The 25,571-nt window shown below is 40.3% G+C and carries 25 protein-coding genes; 12 read left to right on the top strand and 13 right to left on the bottom strand.

Features of this window, described 5'->3' with window-relative positions; all coding sequences use genetic code 11:
• Positions 1-30 precede the first annotated feature (30 nt).
• The 8 genes from nudE to ACERCG_RS09320 all read left to right on the top strand — a co-directional run bounded on the left by nudE (position 31) and on the right by ACERCG_RS09320 (position 7,078).
• Positions 31-582, top strand: a complete 552-nt coding sequence (gene nudE, locus ACERCG_RS09355) for an ADP compounds hydrolase NudE (RefSeq protein WP_373611776.1) — start codon at positions 31-33, stop codon at positions 580-582.
• Between the two features lie 23 nt (positions 583-605).
• Positions 606-1,424, top strand: coding sequence for a 3'(2'),5'-bisphosphate nucleotidase CysQ (gene cysQ, locus ACERCG_RS09350; protein ID WP_373611775.1), 819 nt, complete (start codon positions 606-608; stop codon positions 1,422-1,424).
• Between the two features lie 77 nt (positions 1,425-1,501).
• Complete coding sequence (gene zwf / locus ACERCG_RS09345; RefSeq protein WP_373611774.1) at positions 1,502-2,989, top strand: glucose-6-phosphate dehydrogenase; 1,488 nt, start codon at positions 1,502-1,504, stop codon at positions 2,987-2,989.
• A 49-nt stretch (positions 2,990-3,038) separates the two neighbouring features.
• Positions 3,039-3,737, top strand: coding sequence for a 6-phosphogluconolactonase (pgl, locus tag ACERCG_RS09340; RefSeq protein WP_373611773.1), 699 nt, complete (start codon positions 3,039-3,041; stop codon positions 3,735-3,737).
• Positions 3,738-3,751: 14 nt separating this feature from the next.
• Positions 3,752-4,093 carry a n-acetylglutamate synthase gene (locus ACERCG_RS09335; protein ID WP_373611772.1) on the top strand — a complete coding sequence of 114 codons (342 nt, stop codon included), beginning with the start codon at positions 3,752-3,754 and terminating at the stop codon, positions 4,091-4,093.
• Between the two features lie 5 nt (positions 4,094-4,098).
• The gene (locus tag ACERCG_RS09330) at positions 4,099-4,788 is read left to right on the top strand and encodes an aspartate/glutamate racemase family protein (protein ID WP_373611771.1); all 690 of its coding nucleotides are present in this window, start codon (positions 4,099-4,101) and stop codon (positions 4,786-4,788) included.
• Between the two features lie 112 nt (positions 4,789-4,900).
• Complete coding sequence (gnd, locus tag ACERCG_RS09325; RefSeq protein WP_373611770.1) at positions 4,901-6,355, top strand: decarboxylating NADP(+)-dependent phosphogluconate dehydrogenase; 1,455 nt, start codon at positions 4,901-4,903, stop codon at positions 6,353-6,355.
• A gap of 129 nt (positions 6,356-6,484) precedes the next feature.
• Entirely contained in the window at positions 6,485-7,078 is a 594-nt protein-coding gene (locus tag ACERCG_RS09320) for an SGNH/GDSL hydrolase family protein (protein ID WP_373611769.1), read from the top strand.
• A gap of 72 nt (positions 7,079-7,150) precedes the next feature.
• Here ACERCG_RS09320 and ACERCG_RS09315 read toward each other — a convergent pair whose 3' ends face one another.
• The 7 genes from ACERCG_RS09315 to ACERCG_RS09285 all read right to left on the bottom strand — a co-directional run bounded on the left by ACERCG_RS09315 (position 7,151) and on the right by ACERCG_RS09285 (position 12,612).
• The gene (locus tag ACERCG_RS09315; RefSeq protein ID WP_373611768.1) at positions 7,151-7,309 is read right to left on the bottom strand and encodes a hypothetical protein; all 159 of its coding nucleotides are present in this window, start codon (positions 7,307-7,309) and stop codon (positions 7,151-7,153) included.
• 99 nt (positions 7,310-7,408) lie between these two features.
• Positions 7,409-8,041, bottom strand: a complete 633-nt coding sequence (locus ACERCG_RS09310; protein WP_373611767.1) for a hypothetical protein — start codon at positions 8,039-8,041, stop codon at positions 7,409-7,411.
• Positions 8,042-8,115: 74 nt separating this feature from the next.
• Complete coding sequence (locus ACERCG_RS09305) at positions 8,116-10,980, bottom strand: valine--tRNA ligase (protein WP_373611766.1); 2,865 nt, start codon at positions 10,978-10,980, stop codon at positions 8,116-8,118.
• A gap of 15 nt (positions 10,981-10,995) precedes the next feature.
• Complete coding sequence (locus tag ACERCG_RS09300) at positions 10,996-11,292, bottom strand: hypothetical protein (protein WP_373611765.1); 297 nt, start codon at positions 11,290-11,292, stop codon at positions 10,996-10,998.
• Between the two features lie 275 nt (positions 11,293-11,567).
• On the bottom strand, positions 11,568-11,732 hold the full coding sequence (locus ACERCG_RS09295) for a hypothetical protein (protein ID WP_373611764.1): 165 nt from the start codon (positions 11,730-11,732) through the stop codon (positions 11,568-11,570).
• Positions 11,729-12,181, bottom strand: a complete 453-nt coding sequence (locus tag ACERCG_RS09290) for a GNAT family N-acetyltransferase (protein ID WP_373611763.1) — start codon at positions 12,179-12,181, stop codon at positions 11,729-11,731. Before ACERCG_RS09290 ends, ACERCG_RS09295 begins: the two co-directional genes overlap by 4 nt.
• Positions 12,175-12,612: a DNA polymerase III subunit chi gene (locus ACERCG_RS09285; protein WP_373611762.1), complete on the bottom strand. Its 438-nt coding sequence runs from the start codon at positions 12,610-12,612 to the stop codon at positions 12,175-12,177. Before ACERCG_RS09285 ends, ACERCG_RS09290 begins: the two co-directional genes overlap by 7 nt.
• A gap of 291 nt (positions 12,613-12,903) precedes the next feature.
• Here ACERCG_RS09285 and lysM point away from each other — a divergent pair, with 291 nt between their 5' ends.
• A complete protein-coding gene (gene lysM, locus ACERCG_RS09280) occupies positions 12,904-13,347 on the top strand; it encodes a peptidoglycan-binding protein LysM (RefSeq protein WP_373611761.1) in 444 nt (147 codons plus the stop codon).
• A gap of 111 nt (positions 13,348-13,458) precedes the next feature.
• On the opposite strand, the gene ACERCG_RS09275 is transcribed toward lysM, so the two are convergent.
• From ACERCG_RS09275 to ACERCG_RS09265, 3 genes are all read right to left on the bottom strand, one after another.
• The gene (locus ACERCG_RS09275; RefSeq protein ID WP_373611759.1) at positions 13,459-14,052 is read right to left on the bottom strand and encodes a hypothetical protein; all 594 of its coding nucleotides are present in this window, start codon (positions 14,050-14,052) and stop codon (positions 13,459-13,461) included.
• A gap of 136 nt (positions 14,053-14,188) precedes the next feature.
• Positions 14,189-17,194, bottom strand: coding sequence for a ribonuclease E (gene rne, locus ACERCG_RS09270; RefSeq protein WP_373611758.1), 3,006 nt, complete (start codon positions 17,192-17,194; stop codon positions 14,189-14,191).
• Positions 17,195-17,650: 456 nt separating this feature from the next.
• Complete coding sequence (locus ACERCG_RS09265; protein ID WP_373611785.1) at positions 17,651-18,496, bottom strand: cysteine hydrolase; 846 nt, start codon at positions 18,494-18,496, stop codon at positions 17,651-17,653.
• Between the two features lie 126 nt (positions 18,497-18,622).
• On the opposite strand from ACERCG_RS09265, the gene ACERCG_RS09260 reads away from it, so the two are divergent.
• The gene (locus ACERCG_RS09260; protein ID WP_373611757.1) at positions 18,623-19,447 is read left to right on the top strand and encodes a helix-turn-helix domain-containing protein; all 825 of its coding nucleotides are present in this window, start codon (positions 18,623-18,625) and stop codon (positions 19,445-19,447) included.
• 95 nt (positions 19,448-19,542) lie between these two features.
• Here ACERCG_RS09260 and ubiD read toward each other — a convergent pair whose 3' ends face one another.
• Positions 19,543-21,006 carry a 4-hydroxy-3-polyprenylbenzoate decarboxylase gene (ubiD, locus tag ACERCG_RS09255; protein WP_373611755.1) on the bottom strand — a complete coding sequence of 488 codons (1,464 nt, stop codon included), beginning with the start codon at positions 21,004-21,006 and terminating at the stop codon, positions 19,543-19,545.
• A gap of 132 nt (positions 21,007-21,138) precedes the next feature.
• On the opposite strand from ubiD, the gene znuA reads away from it, so the two are divergent.
• Positions 21,139-22,128: a zinc ABC transporter substrate-binding protein ZnuA gene (znuA, locus tag ACERCG_RS09250; RefSeq protein WP_373611754.1), complete on the top strand. Its 990-nt coding sequence runs from the start codon at positions 21,139-21,141 to the stop codon at positions 22,126-22,128.
• A gap of 48 nt (positions 22,129-22,176) precedes the next feature.
• Here the strand turns inward: znuA and ACERCG_RS09245 are convergent, their stop codons facing one another.
• Complete coding sequence (locus tag ACERCG_RS09245; protein WP_373611753.1) at positions 22,177-22,695, bottom strand: hypothetical protein; 519 nt, start codon at positions 22,693-22,695, stop codon at positions 22,177-22,179.
• A 65-nt stretch (positions 22,696-22,760) separates the two neighbouring features.
• Complete coding sequence (locus ACERCG_RS09240; protein ID WP_373611752.1) at positions 22,761-23,081, bottom strand: zinc ribbon domain-containing protein YjdM; 321 nt, start codon at positions 23,079-23,081, stop codon at positions 22,761-22,763.
• Positions 23,082-23,215: 134 nt separating this feature from the next.
• Here ACERCG_RS09240 and rnr point away from each other — a divergent pair, with 134 nt between their 5' ends.
• Positions 23,216-25,570, top strand: a complete 2,355-nt coding sequence (gene rnr / locus ACERCG_RS09235; protein WP_373611750.1) for a ribonuclease R — start codon at positions 23,216-23,218, stop codon at positions 25,568-25,570.
• Position 25,571 lies beyond the last annotated feature (1 nt).

Here is a 25,571-nt window from a genome sequence, read left to right as displayed (position 1 = left end):
ACTAAAATAACTCTAAAAAGGTAATATAAAATGAAAAAGCAGCTTCCTGACATTCTAAAAGTAGAAATCCTTGCCAAAACTCGCATTTTTGAAGTGCAATCGGTGGACTTACGATTTTCCAATGGCGAAGAGCGAGTTTACGAGCGTTTAACACCACAGCGCCGTTCTTCGGTAATGGTGATTCCGATTCAAAATAATGAGCTGATTATGATTAAAGAATATGCGGTTGGCTCTGAGCGTTATGAGTTAAGTTTTCCTAAAGGCATTGTTGATGAAGGCGAAGAGCCGATTGAGAGTGCTAATCGAGAATTGCAGGAAGAAATCGGCTTTGGGGCGAAAAAGTTAGATTTTCTGCGTTCGCTTTATAGCTCGCCAAGCCATATGTATGGCTTAATGCACGTTTTTGTAGCGAAAGAGCTGTACCCGTCCAAATTAGAAGGCGATGAGCCGGAACCATTGGAAATTGTACGTTATCCGCTGGATAATATTGACGAACTATTGGCAGATCAGAGTTTTGCGGAATCACGGAATTTATCCGCCTTGTTTATGTTAAGAGACTATTTGAAACAGAAAAATAAATAAAAATAGATCTTGGGGAAAGCAAAATGCAAACATTAAATCAACAATTACTGGATAATGTTATCGCTCTTGCGAAAGAAGCAGGCGAACATTTAAAACAATTTTACGCTCGTTCGGTTGCGGTCAAAATTAAGGCAGATGATACGCCTGTTACAGAGGCAGATTTATTTATCAGTCAATTTGTAACCGAGCGTTTAAAACAACTTACGCCTGATGTGCCTGTTTTGTCGGAGGAGAGCTGTAATATTGCTTTGACAGAACGTAATCAATGGCAAGAATATTGGATTATCGACCCATTAGACGGTACTCAGCAGTTTATTAATCGTACCGATCAGTTTTCGATTGTGATTGGTTTAGTGCAGAAAAGAGGTGAGAAAAATCAGCCCGTTTTAGGGGTGATTTATGCTCCAATCGTAGATAAACTCTATTTTGCGATGGAAGCAAGCGGTGCATTTTTGCAAGAAAATGGCAAAATTCGACCGCTTTTAAAGGCAGAGCAGCAAGCTAAAAAACCGTTAGTAATTGCGGTGGGTAGCCAAATGCACGCTGATAAAGCATTGCAAGCAATGGGCGGGCGTGAAGCTCAGTTCTTACAATATGGTTCAAGTAGCTTAAAAGCGGGCTTGGTGGCGGAAGGCAAGGCAGATTGTTATATTCGCTTTGGCGATACAGGCGAGTGGGATACTGCGGTTGCTGAAGTGTTACTTAAGGAAGTGGGCGGATCAGTTTTCGACTTTAATTTTGCTCCATTAACCTATAATCAGCGTGAAACCTTTATTAATCCTTACTTTGTGATGGTTAAAAATAGCTCGCTAAATTGGGATAAAATATTTTTATTCAAATAGGTAGTTCCCATTAGCAATTTTTATGATAATCTTGTACCCAACAATATTTTAACAATTAAAAAGAATAGGATTATTAAATGAATGCTGAAAATAGTTGCGTAGTCATTTTTGGTGCCTCAGGCGATTTAACTTTCCGTAAATTGATTCCCGCACTCTATAATTTATACAAAATTGGAAGATTGGGCGAGCACTTCTCCGTATTAGGTGTTTCCCGTTCGGATTTAACCGACAAAACGTTCCGCAAAAAAATGCGTGAGGCGTTAATCAAATTTGAAAAAGCAGAGGGAGAAGAATTAGATTCATTCTGCGAGCATCTCTATTATCAAGCACTAAATACCTCCGATGCGGCAGATTATGCCAAATTGCTGCCTCGTCTTGATGAATTACACGAGAAATACCAAACTGAAGGCAATACACTTTATTATCTTTCAACTCCGCCAAGTTTGTACGGCATTATTCCTGAGTGTTTAGCCGCTCATGGTTTAACCACAGAGGAAAAAGGCTGGAAGCGTATTATTGTGGAAAAACCCTTTGGTTACGATATTGAAACTGCGAAAAAGTTAGATGTTCAAATTCACAAAAATTTTGCCGAACACCAAATCTACCGTATTGACCACTATTTAGGCAAAGAAACGGTACAAAACTTGCTTGTGCTACGTTTTTCTAACGGCTTATTTGAGCCACTTTGGAACCGTAACTTTATCGACTATGTGGAAATTACTGGTGCAGAATCCATCGGGGTAGAAGATCGAGGTGGTTACTATGATGATTCTGGGGCAATGCGTGATATGTTCCAAAACCACTTACTGCAAGTTTTAGCAATGGTGGCAATGGAACCACCAGCCATTATTAATGCAAACTCAATGCGTGATGAAGTGGCAAAAGTATTGCATTGCTTACACCCACTCACTGAAGAATATGTAAAACATAACGTAGTATTAGGGCAGTACGGGCGTGGTACAGTTGATGGTAAAGAAGTGCCTGCCTATTTAGAAGAAAAAGGTGTGCCTGAAGATTCTAATACTGAAACCTTTATGGCAGTAAAATGTGAAATTGATAACTGGCGTTGGGCTGGTGTACCTTTCTATGTGCGTACAGGTAAGCGTTTACCAACTCGTGTAACCGAAATCGTGATTCACTTTAAAACCACACCACACCCAGTATTCAGCCAAAATGCACCAGAGAATAAACTGATTATTCGTGTGCAACCAGATGAAGGCATTTCAATGCGTTTCGGCTTGAAAAAACCGGGTGCAGGCTTTGAAGCAAAAGAAGTTTCAATGGATTTCCGCTATTCTGATTTAGGCAGTACATCAAGCCTACTTACCGCTTATGAGCGTTTATTACTTGATGCTCTAAAAGGCGATGCAACGCTCTTTGCCCGTACTGATGCAGTACACGCTTGTTGGAAATTTGTACAACCGATTTTAAAATACAAAGAAAATCGTGGACGTGTGTATGAATACGAATCTGGCACTTGGGGACCAACGGAATCGGATAAACTTATCGCAAGACACGGTAAAGTGTGGCGTAAACCAACGGATACATTGAAGAAAAAGGTATAAATTTCAGTTCCCCTCTTTAGCAAAGAGGGGGGATATAACGAGGTAAATTATGAATAAAGTTATTTTCCCAACCGCCCAAGCTGCAGTTGAACAAATCGCCCAAGAGTTTAAAACCTATAGCGAACAAAATCGCCCTGTGCATATTTCTCTATCAGGTGGTTCAACCCCGAAATTATTGTTTAAAACTTTAGCACAATCGCCATTTAATACTGAAATCCAATGGCAAAATCTCCATTTCTGGTGGGGCGATGATCGTATGGTTCACCCAACCGATCCTGAAAGCAACTATGGCGAAGTACAAAAACTATTGTTCGATCATATTGAAATTCCTGCGGAAAATATCCACCGTATTCGTGGCGAAGAAAATGTAGAGCAAGAACTTGCAAGATTTTCGCAAGAATTGACCGCTTGTGTGCCTGATTTAGCCTTCGATTGGATTATTTTAGGAATGGGAACAGACGGCCACACGGCTTCACTTTTCCCACATCAAACCGATTTTGACGATCAAAATGTGGCAGTAATTGCTAAACACCCAGAAACAGGGCAAATCCGCATTTCTAAAACGGCTTCATTGATTGAAAAAGCCAAACGCATTACTTACTTAGTTACAGGCAGCTCAAAAGCAGAAATTTTAAAAGAAATCCAAACCACCCCTGTGGAAGAATCACCTTACCCAGCGGCGAAAATTAAAGCAAAAAATGGGGTAACGGAGTGGTATTTGGATAGTGATGCGGCTAAAAATCTGTAACGGAAATTTTAGTTATGTTCAATCTTAACAATAAAATCTTTACTGCCGTGCAAAATAGTGAAAATGGCGAAGTGAGCAATCAAACGTATTTTCACTATTTTCAACAAGACAAAATGATATGGGCGGAATATCAAGGTGGTGAGATTTTAAAAGGATTTTTAATTGGCAAATGGATTTCAGATTGCCAAATTGAGTTTAGCTATCAGCATTTAAATCAACGATTAGAAAATCGTCTCGGGCGTTGTGTAACCACATTTTCTATAGATAATGGAAAATTGGTTGGACGTGAGCGTTGGCAATGGCTTGGCTCACTGGAAACAGGGCAATCACAAATTATAGAGATAAGTAGAGGATAAGTTTAATGAAAACACTTGGCATTTTAGGTGGAATGAGTGCGGAAAGTACGGTTTCTTATTACATCAATATTAACCGTGCGGTTAATCAAGCATTAGGCGGTAATTCTAGTGCTAAAATTCTTCTCTCAAGTGTGAATTTTGAAGAAATTGTGCAACATCAAAAACAGGGTAACTGGCAACAATCAGGCGAAATTCTTGCAGAGCAAGCCAAGTTATTAGAACAAGCTGGAGCAGAGGGCATTTTGCTTGCCACCAATACAATGCACAAGGTGGCGAAGCAGATTAGCGATAATATTTCTGTTCCCTTTCTGCATATTTTAGACTGCGTTGCAGATAGCATTCAATCAAAAGGCTTGAGCAAAGTTATCCTACTTGGCACACAGTTTACAATGAGCGATAATTTTTATCGTGATGAATTAATAGAGCGTGGCATTACGCCACTTGTGCCAGATGAAACAGCTCAAAAGGAAATCCACCGCATTATTTTTGATGAACTCTGTTTAGGCAAAATTGAAGAAAGCTCAAAAGCGTTCTACCTAGAAACCATTAAGCAGCTACAAGCACAAGGGGCGGAAGGTGTGATTTTAGGCTGTACCGAAATTGGCTTATTAATTCAACAATCAGACAGCGAATTACCGTTTTTTGATACCGCAGCATTGCATAGCCAAATGGCGGTGGAGTTTGTTTTAGGCTAATTAAAACAATAGATAGATTTAATATTTACAAGCGGTCAAATTTATAAAGAATTTTGCAAAATTTTAATGAAATTCAACCGCTTACCAAATTAAAAAACAACAGGAGCAAATAATGTCACAAAAAGGCGATATCGGCGTAATTGGACTCGCCGTAATGGGTCAAAACTTAATTTTGAATATGAATGACAACGGCTTTAAAGTCGTTGCATATAACCGCACTACTTCCAAAGTGGACGAGTTTTTAGCAGGACCTGCGAAAGACACAAACATAATCGGGGCGTATTCGTTAGAAGATTTAGCCGCTAAATTGGAAAAACCACGCCGTGTTATGTTAATGGTGCGTGCAGGTGAGGTAGTGGATCAATTTATTGATGCGTTAGTGCCACACTTAGAAGAAGGCGATATCATTATTGATGGCGGTAACTCAAATTACCCAGATACCAATCGTCGTGTGCAAGCCTTAGCAGAAAAAGGCATCCGCTTTATTGGCTCTGGTGTTTCAGGTGGTGAAGAGGGTGCAAGACACGGACCGTCTATTATGCCGGGTGGTGATGAATCTGCGTGGCCTTATGTTAAGCCTATTTTCCAAGCGATTTCGGCAAAAACCGATCAAGGTGAGCCTTGCTGTGATTGGGTTGGACGTGATGGTGCAGGTCATTTCGTGAAAATGGTTCACAACGGCATTGAATACGGCGATATGCAGTTAATCTGTGAAGCCTACCAATTCTTAAAAGATGGTTTAGGTTTAAGCTATGATGAAATGCACGAAATCTTTAAAGAGTGGAAAAACACCGAATTAGACAGCTACTTAGTAGATATTACAACTGATATTCTTGCTTACAAAGATGAAGATGGCGAGCCATTAGTGGAAAAAATTCTTGATACAGCAGGTCAAAAAGGGACAGGTAAATGGACGGGTATCAATGCCCTTGATTTCGGTATTCCATTAACTTTGATTACCGAATCGGTATTTGCTCGTTGTGTATCGGCATTTAAAGATCAGCGTGTGGCAGCTTCAAGATTGTTCAACAAACAGATTGGTAAAGTTGAAGGTGATAAAAAAGAGTGGATAGAAGCCGTTCGCCGTGCGTTATTAGCTTCAAAAATCATCTCTTACGCACAAGGCTTTATGTTAATTCGTGAAGCATCTGAGCAGTTTGGTTGGGACATCAACTACGGTGGCACAGCGTTATTATGGCGTGAGGGCTGTATTATTCGTAGCCGTTTCTTAGGCAATATCCGTGATGCATACGAAGCAAACCCATACTTAGTCTTCTTAGGTTCAGACCCATACTTTAAAGAGATTTTAGAAAACTGCTTGGCTGATTGGCGTAAAGTGGTAGCAAAATCGGTAGAGATTGGTTTGCCTGTGCCTTGTATGGCATCTGCAATCACTTTCTTAGATGGTTATACTTCAGAGCGTTTACCGGCTAACTTACTCCAAGCCCAACGTGACTACTTCGGAGCTCACACTTATGAGCGTACCGACAAACCTCGTGGTGAGTTCTTTCATACCAACTGGACGGGACGTGGCGGTAATACTGCTTCAACCACCTATGATGTTTAATTAATTTACAAGCCACTTAATCATTAAGTGGCTTTTTTATACGAATTTTTAGTCAATATATCTTGGAGTAAATATTTTAAAATGTGTATAATAATGGAGTGATATTTCAACCATCGGTGAGGAGACACTATGCTTAGCGATCAAGACATTTTTAACCGTTATCAAACTAAAAAAGCAGAGTTTGAAAAAACGGCAGAGGTTACTCTTATCGGACATTCATTGTTCGATATGTGGGGAGATATGGAGCAGGGTACGCCAAATTTAGCCGGCAAACCAACAGCAAATTTAGGTTTATCCGGCACAAGTACTCGCCAATATTTAGATGTGATTATGAAGCCTGCACATATTGAGCACTTAGGCGATAAAGTTTTTATTTTTCTAGGTGTGAATGATATTGTTAAAGAGCCTGAATACTCACCAAAACAAGTGCTTGACTGGATTGAAGAAATTATCCAGCATCTTCGCAAAATTAATCCAAATGCTCAATACTTTTTATTGGAAGCCACACCGGTAAATAACATTACCACCACAAATAATGCAGCAATTAAAGTGCTAAATGATTATTTTGAAGCGAATGTCCCTGCTTATCTTACTTATGTAAAAACGTGGGAACACTTTGCTGATGAAGAAGGGAATTTAGATTTAACCTTATGCCACGATGGATTGCATTTCACTCAAGCTGGCTATGATCGTTTAGAGAAGATTTTAACGAGATATTTATAAATTCATATTAACAAGTTGCACCTTACTCTGTTTTATTACTATATCACTGAGTAAGGTGCAAAATAATGATATTTATTTTACTAATTTAATAAGCACGCCACTTCCCGGTAAAAATGAGCTTGCTGTTTCGGCTGCAATATCAATAATCACCTCTCTAAATTTATCGCTTGATAATACTTCAAGATTATTCTCATTTTCTAATCTTTCTCCATTTACCGAATTAATTCTCATATAAACGGTTTCTTGTGTTGATTTTTTATAACACTTAAAAATATGAATGTGTAATAAATAAAGCTCAAATTTATGGTAACGAATAGTGTCGCTAATAATTCAATTAGATTTAATTTCGGATAATAAACGATTATTAATTTTTTGTACCATATCCGATTTTGATAGAGCAGGTTTAATTAAATTATCGCTATCTAATACAATATCATATTTCTTTGGTTTAAATTTATTAATGAATTTATTATGGAAATTATCATCAATATTACCATTCTCATTATCAAAAGTTTGTGAAAGAATATTCTTTCTTACACAATTTTCAGTTAATTTTAAGGTAATACTACCATTATGAACGTGATATTTTGCAAGTTCATCAGCATTCTCATTAATAATACTAATATGTTTTGCGTCTGTATTTGAAATAGTGATTTTTTCTTCTCGATCATATTCATATTCGGTATAGCGTTCAGCCATAATATTCCAATATGATTTTAAGAAACAGCCCTCATAAGAAATATCAATATCATCATTTTCTTGAGGCGATTTTTTCCCAACAAAACTTTTGATTAATTTGGTTGTTTTATTCTTAAACATATCCAATTTACCAAAGGCTTCTTCTTTTAATTTATTTGCCTCATTAATAGCAGCATTTTTATTATAGATTTCTTTAAATTTGAAGATTTCTGTTTTAGGAATAGCTTCAAATTGTGTCTGTGTTGGTATCTCAATTAAAGACATTTTTATTTCCTTAATGTAAGCAAGCGGTCAGATTTTTGCAAAATTTTACAAAATTCTGACCGCTTGTTAATTAATTACAGTGCTTCAATCTCTGAATACTGCACCTGCAATTTCTCTAAACCACTTAGATACTCTTGCATTTTTTCATGCTCTTTGGCGATGACTTGCTCTGGAGCTTTTGCCACGAAAGCTTCGTTTGAGAGTTTGCCTTCAATGCGAGCCACTTCCCCTTTGAGTTTGTCCATCTCTTTGGTTAAACGAGCCAGTTCAGCGTCTTTGTTGATGAAACCAGCCATTGGGATCAAGATCTCGCCATTTGCCACCAATTTCGCTACTGATAGCGGTGTGCCCTCACCGGTTGCCAGCACTTTAACGCTATCGAGTTTTGCCATTGATTTTAGCAATACTTCGTTGGCATTCAAGATGGCGATTTCGTCCGCCGAGAAGTTACGAGCGATTAGGTCTAAGCCTTTGCTTGGGGCGATATTGCTTTCCGCCCGAATGTTACGCACCGCCACAATCACTTCTTTGATGAAGTTGATTTGGTGCTCGGCTTGTTCGTCAATTGCAAGCGGGTCAAATTGCGGGAATTTTTGCAACATAATGGTATCGGCTTCAATGCCCACAAAGCCTTTCACTTTCTGCCAAATTTCTTCGGTGATGAACGGCATTACCGGGTGGATTAAACGCAGTAATTTTTCAAACACATTTATTAGCGTGCGGCTTGCTCCACGGCGTTGTGCGTCCGTGCCTTTGAAGAAGATTGGCTTGGTTAGCTCTAAGTACCAGTCGCAGAACTGATCCCAAGTAAATTCGTAGATCGCATTTGCCACTAAATCAAAACGGTATTGGCTGAGTGCGGTGCGAAATGTTTCCACTGTGCGGTTGAATTGGCTTTCAATCCAACGATCTGCAAGGCTAAATTCCACTTCGCCTTCGCTTAAATCTAATTTGTCGTTAGTCAGTACGAAACGGCTTGCATTCCACAGTTTGTTGCAGAAGTTGCGGTAGCCCTCTAAGCGTTTCATATCCCAGTTGATGTCACGCCCGTTGCTGGCAAGAGCTGTCAAGGTGAAACGCAAAGCGTCTGTACCGTGTGCCACAATGCCGTCCGCAAATTCTTTGCGGGTCGCTTTGGCAATTTTCTCCGCTAGTTGTGGCTGCATCATATTGCCGGTGCGTTTTTCCAAGAGATCTTCAAGGGAAATGCCGTCAATCATATCAATCGGGTCAAGTACATTGCCCTTAGATTTTGACATTTTTTGCCCTTGCTCGTCACGGATTAAGCCCGTTACATACACGGTTTTGAACGGCACTTGCGGTTTGCCGTTTTTATCTTTAATGAAGTGCATCGTGAACATAATCATTCGTGCAACCCAGAAGAAGATGATGTCGAAGCCGGTGATTAACACATCAGTCGGATGGAACATTTTCAGTTCTTTGGTCTGCTCCGGCCAGCCTAAGGTTGAGAATGTCCATAAGCCTGAGGAGAACCAAGTATCCAGCACATCTTCATCTTGGCGGAGGGCTAAATCCGCAGGCAAGTTGTGTTTTGCACGCACTTCCGCTTCATCACGAGCTACATAGACATTACCCGCTTCGTCATACCACGCCGGAATGCGGTGTCCCCACCAAAGTTGGCGAGAGATACACCAGTCTTGAATATCTCGCATCCAAGAGAAGTAGAGGTTTTCGTACTGTTTCGGCACGAACTGGATTTCGCCGTCTTCCACCGCTTTGGTTGCTACTTTGGCAAGCGGTTTCACGCTCACATACCATTGGTCGGTCAGCATTGGCTCAATCGGCACGCCACCACGGTCGCCGTAAGGCACTTTTAAGTCGTGCGGTTTGATTTGATCTAACAGACCGAGTGCTTCAAAATCGGCAACAATTTTCTTACGAGCCGCAAATCGTTCTAAGCCTTGATAGTCGGCAGGAATTGGGGCAGCGTAGTCAGCAAGCGGTTTACCGTCTGTACCGATAATTTCTGCTTCCGCACGAATATCTGCGTTCAGCGTCATCACATTCACCATCGGCAAGCTGTGGCGTTTGCCCACTTCGTAGTCGTTGAAGTCGTGAGCAGGGGTAATTTTCACCACACCCGTACCAAATTCACGATCCACATACTCATCGGCGATGATCGGGATCTCACGGTTCGCCAGAGGCAGTACCACGCTCTTACCAATCAGAGCTTGATAGCGTTCATCTTCGGGGTGAACCGCAACTGCAGTATCGCCCAACATCGTTTCAGGACGGGTCGTTGCCACCACTAAGTAATCCAAGCCGTCTGCGGTTTTCGCACCGTTGGCGAGTGGATAGCGGAAATGCCACAGCGAGCCTTTGCTCTCTTTGTTTTCCACTTCTAGGTCAGAAATTGCGGTGTGCAGTTTCGGATCCCAGTTTACCAAGCGTTTGCCACGGTAAATCAAGCCTTCTTCGTGTAGGCGAACAAACACTTCTTTCACCGCATTGGACAAGCCTTCGTCCATCGTAAAGCGTTCACGCTCCCAGTCAATCGAGTTGCCTAAACGACGCATTTGCTGACCAATAGTACCGCCTGAATAGGCTTTCCATTCCCAGATTTTGTCGATAAACGCCTCACGACCATAGTTGTGGCGCGTTTTGCCTTCTTCGGCAGCGATTTTACGCTCTACCACCATCTGAGTAGCAATCCCTGCGTGGTCTGTTCCCGCTTGCCAAAGGGTATTATTCCCCTCCATACGGTTAAAGCGGATCAGCGTATCCATCAAAGTCTGCTGGAACGCGTGCCCCATATGCAGGCTACCCGTTACATTCGGTGGCGGAATAGCAATACAGTAGCTTGGTGCGGATAAATCTTCGCTCGGTTTAAAATAGCCTTGCGATTCCCAGTGTTGGTAGAGAGCTTGCTCTACGGCGGAAGGGTTAAAACGGTCTTCCATTGTGAATTTTTGTGTCATTTATTAATCCTAAAATTAATTACTAATCCAAATTATATCGGACAAAACTTCTTTTCCATTTAAATCCAGTTTAACCAAATTATCTAAATTAAAATTATCCAGATAATTATTGATTATTTTATGAGCATTTAAAATCTCAGATTTTAATTTCCAATGCTCTCCATTCTTATATAATACAACTACAAAAAGACGGTTTTCACAATGATGTCGCCCATCATCGCTTTGTTTAGTATATAGCCATTCAACAAGTTCTTTTTCATTATCTTCTGGAATAACTAAATCATGATTTATGAATATTGACTCAATACTCATTGCAGATCAATAATTATACCAACGATTAAATGCATAATTTTTCAAATCAATAGATAAGCCACTACATTTCTTACTTAATGAGTCAACTGAGTAAGTTGAATAAATAAAATTTGTTTTATAGTCCCAATCATTGTTCTGCTTTTTCCCTCCCCAAGAATAGGGGTAGTCACATCTTTTCTTTAATCCCGTCTCGAGTTTTTCATAGTCATTTATTTGTATTCTCATAAGCTCTCCTTATTTGGCTCTTTTATCCATAAGAGCTGTGCTAGGTCTATCTATATATGAATTACTTTTTGCGTGCCATCTGGATAATGTTGAATTAAATCCCCATTTTCACGGCGATAAGTCAGCACCTCGTGCTTTTTCTTTTCTTCAAACCAAGCGGTAAAAAGAATATCTAATTCACGCTGTTTTTTTAGTAATTCTTCACGACTTGTCATTTTGTTTCTCCAAGCACCATATCCAAATGCTCAATCCCATCTTCCAAATATAACCCCGACACCGCTTGAAAGCCGAAGCTTTCGTAAAACCTTTGCAGATAGCTTTGAGCCTGTGCGTGTATCGGCTGATGAGGGAAATGCTCAAGGCTGTAATTGATAGCCCGTTGTACTAACTCTCTTGCCAAGCTTTTTCCTTGTTCAGCTTTTACCACTAACACTCTACCGATATGTGTGCCTTTTTCACTCGGAATTAAACGGCAGTAAGCGGTCAGATTTTTGGTATTTTTTGCAAATAAATGCACCGCTTGTAGGTCTTTATCGTCCACTTCCTGATAGGGGCAGTTTTGCTCCACCACGAAAACGGCTGTGCGGGCGTGGTAGATTTCAAATAGCTCTTGAGTAGAAAGTTGCTCAAAGGCTTTAGCTTGCCAATTTAGGGTGTTTAACATTGTACGGTTTCCAATTGCCAGCCTAGTTGGCGGTAGTGTTTATAACGCTCACGGGCTTGTGCTTTAGCGGTTTCTTCCACAGGCACAAAATCAATAATATGATTGAAACTGTTAATAAAATCGGGGAGTTCCGTTTGTAATGAAATGAGTAAATCCCGATGTTGTGCATTGCGTTTGCCTTTCCAAGAAATTTCAATCGGTGTTGGGTAAGTGGTAATTTCGCCCGATAAATTATGGGGTACGAAAGAATCGGGATCTCTTGCCCAAAGTGCTTCATCAATCTTCAAGGCTTGTTGTTCTGTTTCACAGGCAATTAGTACTCGCTTACCTAATCGCCATGCTTGAGCGGCAAGTTCACAAGCCTGAGCTTCAGCGGCTGAGATCTCGGCTGAGCCTTCTTGGCTTAAGAGATAAAATTGCACTTGTTTCACAGAATATCCTAGAAAATCTAAAAGCTATTTAAACCTTAGATTTTAGCTGAAAATTGCGTAAATATAAAATCTAAGCCGTTATTTTTGCGAAAAATATCTGAAAATTATTCATAGCCTTGTTGCCATTGGCAAAAGCAACGTTCAAAAAGTGATGCTTTTGTGTCTGCTTTTATTGATATTAAAGATGAACTAATTTAATTTTGCTTGCTCTAATTGGGTAATGCACTATTTCAGTAGTTAGAAATTGTGTAGAATACTTATCCCACTTGTCTATTTTATAAGGAACTTACTATGGGTTTATTTGATTTTGTTAGTAATATCGGTCGTAAATTATTTAATAAAGAGGAAGATGCTTCAAAAGCAGTTACTGAGCATTTGGTGGAAGATAATCCAGGCGTGGAAAATGTGAATGTAACCGTTGAAAATGGCGTAGCGAAAATTTCCGGTATCGCTTCAAGTGCTGCAGCAGTTGAGAAAGCAGTATTGATGGCAGGTAACGTAGCGGGTATTACTAACGTGAATATTGATGCTTTACAACTTGCAAGAGAAGAGCAGTTAGCTGGCGATGATGAGTTTTATGTTATCCAAAAAGGCGATACATTATGGGAAATCGCAACGAAAGCATACGGCAACGGTGCAAAATATAAAGCTATTGTAGAAGCAAATAAAGAAGTGATTAAAGACGAAAACAAAATCTTCCCGGGTCAAAAAATCCGTATTCCGAAAGATTTATAATTAAGAAGAGCTAAACTTATGTGTAGAAGATCAAACTTATGAGAGTTTAGCTCTTCTTGCTTCAAATAGTTGTAAAAAAGCTCTGCATTTGCAGAGCTTTTTTGTACGGAATTATTTATTTTCTACCGCTTGTTTTACTTCTTCAGCTTTTGTTTCGGTTACTTCTTTTAACTCAGCTGCTTTTTCAACTACGGCATTTTTAGCTGCCTCTGCTTTGTCTGCGGTTGCTTGTGTAGCATTTTTAGCAGCAGCTTTTAGCTCTGCAGCTTTAGTTTCTGTTGCTGCTTTAGCTTCCTCAGCTTTTTCAATTACGGCATTTTTTGCAGCTTCTGTTTTATCTGAAGCTGTTTGTGCAGCATCTTTAGCTACTTCTTTTAATTCTTCCATTTTTGCTTCAGCTGCTACTTTCGCTTCTGTAGCTTTTTCAACTACTGCATTTTTTGCTTCTTCAGCCTTATCTGTGGTCGCTTGTACGGCTTCTTTAGCTGCTGCTTTTACTTCATCAGTTTTAGCCTCAGTAACTGCTTTTACTTCATCAGTTTTCGCTTCAGTTACTGTTTTAACTTCTGTGGTTTTTTCAACAATAGCGTTTTTAGCTTCTTCTGCTTTATCTGCGGTTGCTTGTGCAGCCTCTTTTGCTTGATCGCAAGCAGCAAGCGTCATCGTTGTACCTAATACTAATAAAGATAAAATTGTTTTTTTCATTCCGAGTTCCTTAAATTAAAAATAAACAAATACATTTTGCAATGTAGTTACTTAGTCTGATTAAATCATAAAAAGTTCACTATCATAAAAAATGCCTATCAATTTTTAATCAATAGGCATTTTTGTTTAGTGATTTTTACTCAATATTGGTTGAGCGGGGTGCAGATTGTACTTGGCTGACTGCACTGGTGTAGCCGCCGAAACCTTTTCCGTAGAAGTAATATTTAGAGTGTTGCCATTCTGTTATGGTCAAAGAGTCTAAATTTTCTGTTGGTGGGGTAGCAACGGTCATTTCAGCTTTGGTATGTTCAGCACGAGAGAATGTACCTAATCGACCATTAAAGCTGTAGTTACTTTCATAGGTTGAAACTGGCACTTCAATTGCTTGTTGCATTTCTGTTTCAATGGCTGGAGCAACAGTTGCTTTTGATTGGAATTTGCTAACACGCTCGTTCTTCTCTTTTACCAAATTACGTTCAGAAGACTGAGCAACAACACTGCCAAATGGGGCAATATGTTCTTTTACTTCTGATTTTTGAATTTCTGGCTCTAAAGCTTTTTCTACTTTAGACTTAGTGTGTTCTGCTTGTTTTTCTTTGACTAAATCACGATTAGTCGGCTGAGTAACAAACCCACCTAATGGGCTAACAGAATGTGTTTTCTTCCCGGTTGTTTTTTTCTCGGCTTCAACAGACTTGTTTTCTTGTTGTTCAAGCATTTGATCAACAGATAAGAATTGCGCTTTTTCTTCTGTTTTTACCGGTGCTGCAAATTGTACCCAAACTTTACCACTAGCAAGTTCAGGCGAAGCAACGGCTGAGCTTAATGGCATAGCAGTAGTTGTATTACCACGCTGATTTTCTCGGCGACGCTGATTACCTACACGCAAATGGCGAGGCAAACGGCGTTGGCGGTTGTTATCACGATTTTCAGAGCTGCTTTCAGCAACGGTTTCTGTAGCTACAAGTGGTTGAATATTACTTGCTACGCTCGCTCCTTCGGAGCCGTTGGCTAAGCCAACGTTCAAATATAAGTGTTTGTCATCACTTTTTTGCAAATCTTCAACATCAGCTACTTTAGTTGCAACAGTTTCTACTGTTGCAGGCACTAATTTCTCACTTACAACCTCTGCTGTTTCAACACGCACTTTTTTGCGTAATTCACGGCGTTGGCGGCGTTCTGCTTGGTTTTCACGTTGATTATTGCGGCTTTCCTGTACTCCAGTTACGTTAGCAACTTCTTCAACCACCGCACGGCGTTGTTTTTTCTCTGCACGAGTAGCTTTTTCTTCTTGCGAAGTGGCTTGATTTTGCTGTTGTTTACGCTCTTGATTTTCCGTTTTTGTATTGCGGTTCGGGCGTTCACGACGTTGGCGACGATCTCGCTGATTACGAGCTTTTGGTTTCGGTTTTTTCTCTTCTTTTTCTTCCGTCGCAAACCAACCTTTAATTGTTGCTATTAAGCGGCTCAATAACGATGGTTTAGCAGGCTTGACTGGTGTTGGGGAAGGCTGAAGATTCAGCTCCGAGCTTTGTAATACAGATTCTACCGTAATCACAGGTTCGTTACGGGTGACTAACACATCATCGTGGTGGTGATGGTGAGGATGCTCCTCTTCTGTACGAGCTTCATAATGTTTGGTGAGATCGTAACTCAAGGTTGGCGTTACTTCATTTTCACGCAGACGATATACCGCAAAGTGAGGGGTTTCCATGCTTTCAGACGGTACAACCACAATTTGTACATCGTGGCGTTTCTCAATGCTGGAAATCGCTTTACGTTTTTCGTTAAGTAAGTAGCTGGCGATTTCCACCGGCACAATGGTGTGAACTTGTGCAGTGTTTTCTTTGATCGCTTCTTCTTCTAATAAACGTAAGATCGAAAGTGCGATTGACTCATTATCACGCACCTTACCTGTTCCCTGACAGCGAGGACAAATATGAGATGAAGCCTCACTTAATGAGGGGCTTAAACGCTGGCGGCTCATTTCTAACAAGCCGAAACGGGAAATGCGGGCAAATTGGATTCTCGCACGGTCTTGGCGTGTCGCTTCACGAATACGGTTTTCCACTTCACGTTGGTGGCGAACCGGTGTCATATCGATAAAGTCGATCACAATCAGACCACCTAAGTCACGCAAACGTAACTGACGGGCAATTTCATCAGCCGCTTCTAAGTTGGTGTTAAGAGCCGTTTCTTCAATATCGCCACCACGGGTTGAGCGTGAAGAGTTAATATCAATCGAGGTTAATGCCTCTGTGACATCAATAACGATAGAGCCACCTGATGGTAAACGCACCTCACGTTGGAATGCCGATTCAATTTGCGATTCAATTTGATAGTGGCTGAATAGTGGTACTTCGCCTTCATATAACTTCACACGGTTGATGAAATCAGGACGAACAAGGCGAATGTGGTTTTTAGCTTTCTCGAACACTTTTTTGTTGTCGATTAAGATTTCGCCAATATCACGGCGTAGATAGTCACGAATTGCACGCACAATTACGTCACTTTCTTGGTGAATTAAGAACGGAGCTGGGCGAGATTCCGCCGCTTTTTTAATCGCTTCCCAGTGGTGTAACAAGACTTTTAAGTCCCATTGTAACTCTTCCGGCGATTTGCCGACACCTGCGGTACGAACGATTAAGCCCACGTCTTCCGGTACATCTAAGCAGTCTAAAGCCTCTTTGAGTTCTAAACGCTCATCACCTTCAATACGGCGGGAAATACCACCGGCACGAGGGTTGTTCGGCATTAAGACTAAGTAACTGCCCGCAAGCGAAATAAAGGTGGTTAAGGCTGCTCCTTTGTTACCACGCTCTTCTTTGCTGACTTGAACAATCACTTCTTGCCCTTCTTGAATAATATCTTTGATATTCGGGCGACCGTTAAACACATAGTCTGACGGGAAGTATTCTCGGGAAATTTCTTTTAAAGGTAGGAAGCCGTGGCGTTCTGCACCGTAATCCACGAATGCAGCTTCAAGGCTTGGTTCGACACGGGTAATTTTACCCTTGTAGATATTGGATTTTTTCTGTTCGTGACCAGGGCTTTCAATGTCCAAGTCAAATAAGCGTTGCCCATCAACGAGGGCAACACGCAACTCTTCTTTTTGAGTTGCATTGATTAACATTCTTTTCATTGTGTTTTCTCATTATTTTGTTTTTGTCTTACACGGTCATTTTGACCCATTAATAAGGGAATGGATTTAATGTCTATCTCACGACTGTCTTCATTCCCGATAGTGCATTGATAGTTGTCTCACGTTTACTTTGTCTTGTCTTAAAGAAACTGCAAAATCAATCACTTAAGGCTTGTTTATCTCTATTACAAGCGGTTATTTTTGCTTTATTTTTTGCAATTTTCTATTGCTTTTTCAAGCCAAAAATAACGAGCCATTATCGCATTTTAACCCTGAAAAAGGCAAGGTAATTGTTGTATGGTAGCTGTTATTTGTTGTGGAGATGAATATAATGAAAATGAATGGGGTGATAAGGAAAAATAATGAGATTTAGTGTGAGTGCTGGGGATAAGCGTGAAATCCAAGCGGTTAAATTTGCAAAAAAAGAGCTAAATTTAACCGCTTGTAAAGCGAATATTATGCTTTTGCCGTCATTTTTTTCACTGCATCTTCAGTGGTCCAGAGGTCATTTGCGATAATACGGTAGTTGGTTAATGCTGCAAGGTAGCCGTCACCTTCAGGAATACGAGGCCCTGCGGTTGCATCTTTCACCACTGTTACTTCAAAACCTTGCTCAATTAACTCACGCAAGTGTGAATCAATACATAAGTTGGCCGCCATACCGGCTAAAATCACTTGGTCGATTTTACGTTTGCGTAATTGCAACACTAAGTCATTGGTTTCCGGACCAAAGATTTTGTGTGGAGAGGTGATTACTGTTTTACCATCAAAAATGTATGGTTTGTACTCAGGCATAAAGTCTGCACCTGAATTTTCAAAGCCTTCCATGGTGTATTGACCTTTTCTCGCAAACATTCCGCTGTCGTGCATAAAGTGTTCGCCCGGTGAACCAAATTCCCATTTGTGATCGGTAGGGTAGTAATAGTGTGGCGAAACAAAGGTTGGCATATCCACTGCTTTTGCCGCTTTAAATAGGCTTTCAATGTTGGCTACGGTGTTGTTCTCTTTGATAGAATCACCTAGCACGCCCCACATTACACCTTTCGGGCTTAGGAAGTCAATTTGTGGATCAACTACTACTAATGCCACCCGTTTTGGATCAATAGTCATTCCGTGGCGTTTTAAACCGTATTGTTCCGGCTCGGCATAAGGTGATTTTTCTGCACTGGCTTGTTTTGCATTTGCTGTTGATGCAATACCTAATGCACCTAATACACTGGCTGCCATTGCAATACGAGAGCCGTGGTTAAGTGCTTGACGGCGTTCTTGGTTGATTTCTTCAAATTGTGCTTGTGACATTATTTTATCCTCATTAATAGATATACAAATTGTAATGATAACTTGCGTTACCGAACGGGTTGCTATTATAGTGACTCCCTTCCGCTTGTTTTAACTGTTCGTCTCAATTGTTTACCCAAGGAGCTTAATGTGGATAGTTTGACTCATCTTTTTACTCAATTTCAGTTTCGTACGGACTTATTTCATCTAGGTCAGTTGTGCCAAATCGGGACTTTTAATGAAGAGAATAAAGGCTATTTACATTTTGTTCGCCAAGGACGTTTTATTTTAAATCAGGCTGCCGAACGCCCGATTACGATTGAACGCCCAGCGATTATTTTTTCACCGACCAATATTTTGCATAGTTTGCACCCGTTAGATGATAGTGGGTTAGATATATTTTGTATTAATTTTGATTTTGGCAAAGGGATTCGCAACCCATTAACCCATACCTTGCACAATATTGTGATCTTAGAGTTGGCACAGTATCCGGAATTGGGGGTTTTAGCTGATCAAATTTTTAGTGAAGTGAATCAGAAAGGGTGTGGTTATCAGTCAATGATCCATCATTTATGTGCCTATTTTACCTTGAAAGTTGCCCGCCAATGTTTAAAAAAAGGGTATATTCAAACAGGTTTGTTAAAAGGCTTGGCAGATAAGCAACTGGGGAAAGTGCTGTTAGCTATTCACAATGCACCAGAGCGAGATTGGAATGTAGAGGAGTTAGCAAATGTGGCATTAATGTCTCGCTCACGCTTTGCCGCTTATTTTAAACAAATTATGGGGGTTTCACCGATGGATTATCTCACTAACTGGCGAGTAGCGGTTGCCCAGCATTTATTACAAAAAGGGATACCCGTAGCATTGGTGGCAGAGCAAGTCGGTTATAGCCATAATGCTGCTCTCAGCCGTGTCTTTATGCGGGAATTAGGGCTTTCACCTACGGAATGGTTAGCTCAAAATAAAGAATCGTAACCTGATGGCAACCAAGAGCAGAATGGTAAAAAGATCAAAAAATTTAACCGCTTGTAGTGTGAAGAACAGTGTGACACAAGCGGTTAAATGTTGTCTTAGATGCCAAGAGAATCCCAAATCTCATCAATGCGTTTCACCACATTGTCATCTTTTTTGATTGGCGTTCCCCACTCTCTTGAGGTTTCACCCGCCCATTTATTGGTGGCATCAATCCCCATTTTTGAGCCTAACCCTGCAATTGGCGAGGCAAAATCGAGATAATCAATCGGCGTGTTTTCAATTAGTGTGGTATCTCGCGCAGGATCACAACGGGTGGTAATTGCCCAGATAACATCTTTCCAATCTCGGGCGTTCACATCATCATCGCACACAATCACAAACTTGGTGTACATAAATTGACGTAGGAACGACCAAACCCCCATCATCACCCGTTTGGCGTGTCCGGCATATTGTTTTTTCATTGTTACCACCGCTAAGCGGTAAGAACAACCTTCTGGCGGCAAGTAGAAATCGACAATTTCCGGAAACTGTTTTTGCAAAATCGGAATAAAGACTTCATTTAATGCCTCGCCTAACACTGCCGGTTCATCAGGTGGTCTGCCAGTGTAAGTAGAGTGATAAATCGCATCTTTTCGCATAGTAATATGGGTAACAGTGAATACAGGGAAATATTCTTGCTCGTTGTAGTAGCCGGTATGATCGCCGTAAGGACCTTCTAAGGCGGTTTCTTCTAAATCAATATAGCCTTCCAGCACAATTTCTGCACTTGCCGGTACTTCTAAATCGTTTGAAATGGATTTAACCACCTCAGTTTTATTGCCACGCAAAAGCCCTGCGAATGCGTATTCCGAAAGCGTATCCGGCACAGGCGTTACCGCAGCTAAAATCGTAGCAGGATCTGCCCCAATCGCAACAGATACAGGGAATGGTTTATCAGGATTTTCCGCTTTCCACTCTTGGAAATCTAACGCACCGCCACGATGGGAAAGCCAACGCATAATCAGCTTGTTTTTATCGATTAATTGCTGGCGATAAATACCTAGATTTTGGCGTTTTTTGTAAGGACCTTGTGTAATCGTCAGTCCCCAAGTTACAAGTGGGGCAACATCGCCTTTCCAACAGTGCATAATTGGTAACTGAGTGAGATCAACATCATCACCTGAAATTACCACCTGCTGACATTCCGCACGGCTTAACACTTTCGGTGGCATATTGAGAATTTGTTTCCATTGAGGAAGTTGCCCAATTAAATCTTTGAAACCTTTTGGCGGCTCAGGCTCTTTCAAAAAGGCAAGCAGTTTGCCTAATTCACGCAAGGCTTTGGTATCTTCCTGCCCCATTCCCATTGCTACACGCTTTGGCGTACCAAATAAGTTACATAAAACGGGAATTTGGCTACCTTTTGGGTTCTCAAACAGTAATGCAGGCCCACCTTTTCGTAAGGTGCGGTCTGCAATTTCGGTCATTTCTAAATAAGGGTCGATTTCTTGCTTAATGCGAACTAGCTCGCCTTGTGCTTCAAGCAAATCAAGAAATTCTCGTAAGTTTTTATATTTCATAGCGGTCATATTTCTGAAATTTTTTGCAAGTATATAGAAAAATGACGATGAAAAATACCCATAAAAAATTTATAGAAATTTTATTGGATTTTGCTAAAATACACCTACTTCAAATTTATAAAAGGAGATTTTATGTTTAAGAGAACATTAATCGGTTTAGCCGTTTTAGGAGCAGGAGTTGCTCAAGCAGACGTATTAACCAGTATCAAACCGTTAGGTTTTATCGCGAATGCGATTACTGATGGTATAACTGAAACCAAAGTGTTATTACCAGTAACCGCTTCTCCGCACGATTACAGCTTAAAACCATCTGATGTATCGCTGTTACAATCTGCTCAATTAGTGGTTTGGGTGGGCGATGGTTTAGAAAGTTTCTTAGAAAAAAGTATCGAAAAGCTCCCGAAAGAGAAAGTTTTAACTCTTGAAGATGTTGATGCAATTGAGGAGATCGTAGAAAAGAACAGTAAAAAAGAGAAAGACCACGATCATAAGCACGAGCATAAACATAATCACGAACATAGTCACGAACACAAACATAGTCACGAATACAAACATAGTCACGATCATAAACGCGACCACAGCCACGATCATAACGGACATAACCACGATGAAGATTGGCATATTTGGTTATCAAGTGAAGCTAGTGTATTAGCGGCGGAACAAATCGCTACACGTTTAAGCGAGCAATTACCGGAGCAAAAAACGAAAATTGCCGATAATTTAGCAAAATTTAAGGCAAATTTAGCCGCTAAAAAAGCAGAAATTGTGAAGCAATTAGAGCCAGTTAAAGCAAAAGGCTACTACACATTCCACGATGCTTATGGCTATTTTGAAAGAGAGTATGGCTTAAATTCATTGGGTTCATTTACCATCAACCCAACAGTTGCACCGGGTGCAAAAACGCTTGCCGCAATCAAGAAAAATATCGCTAAAAATAAAGCTCAATGTTTATTTGCTGAGCCGCAATTTACCCCAAAAGTGATTGAAACATTAGCAAAAGAAACGCAAGTAAATGTAGGACAATTAGACCCACTAGGTGAAAAAGTTCAGTTAAGTGCAACCGCTTATCCTGAATTTTTACAATCTTTAGCTGATGAGTTTAGCAAATGTTTACCTAAATAAGGTAAAAAAATAACCCCATTTAAGTCAATTTAAATGGGGTTTGTTTTATTATTCCTTCACAATAATTTTCTTACCATTAGTAAAATCAATCTGTTTGGCAACAGTAATATGACCAATTGGTGTCTCAAGTGAGGTGAATACGGATCTTACATTTTCCGGTAATGTTTCAATAGGCAAGACAACCGTAATATTTTCTTTCTTTTTCACTGCAATTGCCTTGTCTAACTTGGTTTGTACTTCTTGAACAAAGAAAATTTGATCATTGATAGTAAAAGCCGATAACCAATTTAAATTTTTAATGCGATTTTTACCGAGATTATTAACTTCATAGGTTAATACAATGATATCTTGGTTATCTTGTTTGGCTGTTCCCCTTTGGATCAAATTAATTTTTACATTTTGGTTAAATGCTGTTAGGTTTTTATCTTCAGTTTGCTTTGTTTTCATTTTTTTAGTCTCGGTTTTATTTGTTTCAGTTTTTGTTGCTTGATTATTTTCTGCTGCCTGGGTATTAAGCGTAAATAGTGAAATAGCTGTAAGTGTGAATAAAAATTTCTTAATAGACATAATATTCCTCATTAGTAGTAAGTTGTAAGTTTCAGGATAAAAATGACCGCTTGTAAACCTAGTAACTAGGCCTTCTTCAAAAATTCAGACTTCAGCATAATTTTGCCACAATCCACATTGTGATCGCCTTTTGCTAAACGAATCCCTTTGAATTTAGTACCTTTTTTCAAAACTTCTGACGATCCTTTCAATTTAAGATCTTTGATTAATAATACATCGTCGCCGTCAGATAATAAATTACCATTACTATCCTTTACAATTAACACATCTTCATCTTGTTCTGCTTCTTCACCATTCCATTCATAAGCACAATCAGGGCAAACAAATTGAATAGAATCGTGGTAGGTATTTTCACCTTTACATTCAGGGCATACAGGGTATGTCATGCTATTTCCTTATTGATTTATATGAAAATGCCATTATATAGCAAAATATTATAAAAAGGTATGAAGACAATTTTTTACACATTATAAAGAAAAGTCAGTTAGAATAAGGAGAGATTAAAATAAAGGAGGAAACTATGGTAGTCGATCCTAATTATCAGCAAGAATTAGAAAAATATGAAAACCCGGTACCAAGCCGTGAGTTTATTTTAAATACGATTCGCGAACATAACGCCCCAATGAGCCGTGACGAGCTGTTAGAAGTTTTTCATATTTATGATGAAGAACGTATGGAAGGTATTCGCCGCCGTTTACGTGCAATGGAAAATGATGGCGAACTCGTTTTCACCAAAGGAAAACGTTATGCCTTGCCTGAAAAAATGGATTTGATTAAAGGCACGGTAATCGGTCATCGTGATGGTTACGGCTTTCTACAAGTTGAAGGGCACGAAAAATTAGCTACTAAAAGTGAAGATTGGTTTATTCCAAATGCTCAAATGGTGCGAGTGATGCACGGTGATTTTGTGTTAGCACAGTCTAATGGTACAGATAGACGAGGCAGAAAAGAAGTGCGTATTGTGCGTGTGCTAGAAGCTCGTAAAAAGCAGATTGTGGGGCGTTTCTTCCTTGAAAGTGGCATCGGTTTTGTTGTGCCTGATGATAGCCGTATCAATCAAGATATTCTAATCCCTGACGAACATCGTATGGGTGCAAGAATGGGGCAGGTTGTGGTGGTAGAACTGCAAGAACGCAAAGCCAGCTTTAACCGCCCTGTTGGTGTTATCACCGAAATTTTAGGCGATAATCTCGCACCGGGTATGGAAATTGAAATTGCCTTACGCAATCACGATATTCCGCACGTTTGGCCAGAGGGTGTAGAAAAACAGATTCGTCAATTTGCCAGCGAAGAAGTGCCAGAAGAAGCTAAACAAGGGCGTGTTGATTTACGAGACTTACCACTTATTACCATTGACGGCGAAGACGCTCGTGATTTTGATGATGCGGTCTTTGCCAAAAAAGAGGGTAACGGTTGGCGTTTATGGGTAGCGATTGCGGATGTGAGCTATTACGTCCGCCCGAAAACGGCATTAGATTTGGAAGCACTTAATCGGGGCAACTCGGTTTACTTTCCAAATCGAGTCATTCCAATGTTACCTGAAGTGCTTTCAAATGGTTTATGTTCATTAAATCCACAGGTTGATCGCCTCTGTTTGGTGGCGGAAATGTCGGTCTCCAACAAAGGGGAGTTGGTTGATTACAAATTTTATGAAGCGGTAATGAATTCACACGCTCGTTTAACTTACACCAAAGTTTGGAAAATGCTAGAGGGCGATGAAACCTTACGTGAACGCTATGCACCATTAGTGCCACACATTGAAGAACTCTATGCGATGTTCCAAACCTTAATGAAAGCTCGTCAAAAACGAGGAGCGATTGAGTTTGAAACCATTGAAAATCAATTTATTTTCAATCCACAAGGGCGAATTGAACGTATTGAGCCGCTTATCCGCAACGATGCGCATAAACTCATTGAAGAGTGTATGATTTTGGCAAACATTGCAGCAGCTCGCTTTGTTGAGCAAGCGAATGAGCCAGCACTTTATCGAATTCACGATAAACCAAGCGAAGAAAAATTACTGAGCTTTAAATCCTTTGTGCGTGAATGCGGCTTAACGTGGGACGTTGGGCTTGATCCACAACCTAAAGATTACGGCGTATTGTTAGAGCAAATAGCCGAACGTGCGGATAAAGAACTCATTCAAACGATGTTACTCCGCTCGCTCAAACAAGCGGTGTATACAGCAGATAACATCGGGCATTTTGGCTTGGCATTAACTGAGTATGCTCACTTTACTTCGCCAATTCGCCGTTACCCAGATTTGTTATTACACCGTGCGATTAAATATTTAATCGAAAAAGGCAAGGGCAATACACGCCATTACACCGATGGCGGCGGTTATCACTACAAGCTAGATGATATGGACGAGTTTGGCGATAAATGCTCTGCCACCGAACGCCGAGCCGATGAAGCCACTCGTGATGTGGCAGATTGGCTGAAATGTGAATTTATGCAAGACCATATCGGCGAAGAGTTTGATGGGGTCATTTCAAGCGTAACCGGCTTCGGATTATTTGTGAAACTTAACGAGCTATTTATTGATGGTTTAGTTCATATTTCAACTTTAGATAATGACTACTACCATTATGACGCAGACAGACAACGTTTAGTTGGCGGTAGTGGTATTATTTACCGCTTGGGCGATGCCGTTAGAGTGAAAGTGATTAACGTAAACTTGGACGAGAAAAAAATCGATTTTGAACTCTTAACGGGCAATAAGAAAATAGGAAAAACAGCGAAGAAAAAAGCGAAAGTTGCTGAGCAACCTATTTTCAAAGAGCCTAAAACGGTTAAAAAATCCAAAAAGGAAACAGGCAAAAAATCTGCAAAAAAACGGACAAAAACGACCGCTAGTAAATCACGGAAGAAGTAGA

Source organism: Mannheimia sp. E30BD (assembly GCF_041807785.1).
In the GTDB taxonomy this organism is placed as follows: Bacteria; Pseudomonadota; Gammaproteobacteria; order Enterobacterales; family Pasteurellaceae; genus Mannheimia.
Note: the sequence above shows the minus strand (reverse complement) of the source record. Positions and strands in the feature narration are given on the sequence as shown.

Coding starts and splice junctions, on each gene's coding strand:
- nudE (WP_373611776.1), top strand. CDS start 31: ATGAAAAAGCAGCTTCCTGACATTCTAAAAGTAGAAATCCTTGCCAAA.
- cysQ (WP_373611775.1), top strand. CDS start 606: ATGCAAACATTAAATCAACAATTACTGGATAATGTTATCGCTCTTGCG.
- zwf (WP_373611774.1), top strand. CDS start 1,502: ATGAATGCTGAAAATAGTTGCGTAGTCATTTTTGGTGCCTCAGGCGAT.
- pgl (WP_373611773.1), top strand. CDS start 3,039: ATGAATAAAGTTATTTTCCCAACCGCCCAAGCTGCAGTTGAACAAATC.
- ACERCG_RS09335 (WP_373611772.1), top strand. CDS start 3,752: ATGTTCAATCTTAACAATAAAATCTTTACTGCCGTGCAAAATAGTGAA.
- ACERCG_RS09330 (WP_373611771.1), top strand. CDS start 4,099: ATGAAAACACTTGGCATTTTAGGTGGAATGAGTGCGGAAAGTACGGTT.
- gnd (WP_373611770.1), top strand. CDS start 4,901: ATGTCACAAAAAGGCGATATCGGCGTAATTGGACTCGCCGTAATGGGT.
- ACERCG_RS09320 (WP_373611769.1), top strand. CDS start 6,485: ATGCTTAGCGATCAAGACATTTTTAACCGTTATCAAACTAAAAAAGCA.
- ACERCG_RS09315 (WP_373611768.1), bottom strand. CDS start 7,309: ATGAGAATTAATTCGGTAAATGGAGAAAGATTAGAAAATGAGAATAAT.
- ACERCG_RS09310 (WP_373611767.1), bottom strand. CDS start 8,041: ATGTCTTTAATTGAGATACCAACACAGACACAATTTGAAGCTATTCCT.
- ACERCG_RS09305 (WP_373611766.1), bottom strand. CDS start 10,980: ATGACACAAAAATTCACAATGGAAGACCGTTTTAACCCTTCCGCCGTA.
- ACERCG_RS09300 (WP_373611765.1), bottom strand. CDS start 11,292: ATGAGTATTGAGTCAATATTCATAAATCATGATTTAGTTATTCCAGAA.
- ACERCG_RS09295 (WP_373611764.1), bottom strand. CDS start 11,732: ATGACAAGTCGTGAAGAATTACTAAAAAAACAGCGTGAATTAGATATT.
- ACERCG_RS09290 (WP_373611763.1), bottom strand. CDS start 12,181: ATGTTAAACACCCTAAATTGGCAAGCTAAAGCCTTTGAGCAACTTTCT.
- lysM (WP_373611761.1), top strand. CDS start 12,904: ATGGGTTTATTTGATTTTGTTAGTAATATCGGTCGTAAATTATTTAAT.
- ACERCG_RS09275 (WP_373611759.1), bottom strand. CDS start 14,052: ATGAAAAAAACAATTTTATCTTTATTAGTATTAGGTACAACGATGACG.
- rne (WP_373611758.1), bottom strand. CDS start 17,194: ATGAAAAGAATGTTAATCAATGCAACTCAAAAAGAAGAGTTGCGTGTT.
- ubiD (WP_373611755.1), bottom strand. CDS start 21,006: ATGAAATATAAAAACTTACGAGAATTTCTTGATTTGCTTGAAGCACAA.
- znuA (WP_373611754.1), top strand. CDS start 21,139: ATGTTTAAGAGAACATTAATCGGTTTAGCCGTTTTAGGAGCAGGAGTT.
- ACERCG_RS09245 (WP_373611753.1), bottom strand. CDS start 22,695: ATGTCTATTAAGAAATTTTTATTCACACTTACAGCTATTTCACTATTT.
- ACERCG_RS09240 (WP_373611752.1), bottom strand. CDS start 23,081: ATGACATACCCTGTATGCCCTGAATGTAAAGGTGAAAATACCTACCAC.
- rnr (WP_373611750.1), top strand. CDS start 23,216: ATGGTAGTCGATCCTAATTATCAGCAAGAATTAGAAAAATATGAAAAC.